Raw genomic sequence first — 987 nt, forward strand, 5'->3', positions numbered from 1 at the left:
CGGCTCGGCCGAGGATCTGCTGGCCCGCATCCGGACCATCGAGCGCGCCATCGCGGGCAACACACGGCCGCTGCCCGTGGCCGGGCTCGCGGGCTTCAGCCGCGGGGACCGCTGATGTCGGCGACCTGGTTCGATCACGCCATCGCATCGGTGGCGCCGCGCATTGCCGCCCGCCGCGTCATGGCGCGCCAGGCCTTCGAGACCCTGACGCGGGGCTATGACGGGGCCGCGCGCGGGCGGCGCACCGAAGGCTGGCGTGCGCCGGGATCCTCGGCCGACACCGAGATCGGCGTCGCTGGGGCGCTTTTGCGCGACCGCATGCGCGATCTGGTGCGCAACAACCCGCATGCGGCCAAGGCCGTGGCGGTGCTGGTCAACAACATCATCGGCGCGGGCATCATGCCGCGCGCCGCGAGCGGCGACGACAAGCTCGATCGGAAGGTCGATGCCCTGTTCGAGCGCTGGACAGCGGACTGCGATGCCGACGGCCAGCTCGATTTCTATGGTCTGCAGACGCTGATCTGTCGCGAGATGGTCGAGGCGGGCGAGGTCCTGGTGCGTCGCCGGCTCCGGCGATCCTCGGATGGTCTGCCTGTGCCGCTGCAATTGCAGGTGCTGGAGGCCGACTTCCTCGACGCCACGAAATCCGGCGTCCTCGGCGCGGGACGGCTGGTGCAGGGGATCGAGTTCGACCCGGTCGGCAAGCGCCGGGCCTACTGGCTGCACGCCGAGCACCCGGGCGACGCCTATGGCGCCTTGCAGAACGGTCTGCAGAGCCGCCCGGTCCCCGCGACTGAGATCGCGCACATCTACGAGAAGCAGCGTACGCAGGCGCGCGGCGTCCCCTGGGGCGCGCCGGTGATCCGCAGCTTGCGCGATCTCGACGATTACGAGGTGGCCGAACTGGTCCGCAAGAAGACCGAGGCCTGCGTCACCGCCATCGTCTTCGGCGACGACGAGGCGCAGCAGGGCATCGCGCCCTCCGTG

General features: G+C 70.8%; 1 protein-coding gene. It reads left to right on the forward strand.

Annotation, left to right across the window (positions count from 1 at the left end; translation table 11 throughout):
- Positions 1-114 precede the first annotated feature (114 nt).
- A partial coding sequence (locus tag E3D03_RS21445; RefSeq protein WP_263568541.1) for a phage portal protein occupies positions 115-987 on the forward strand: 873 nt, incomplete at its 3' end.

It is taken from the genome of Paracoccus sp. DMF (genome assembly GCF_004407025.1).
GTDB lineage: Bacteria > Pseudomonadota > Alphaproteobacteria > Rhodobacterales > Rhodobacteraceae > Paracoccus > Paracoccus aminovorans_B.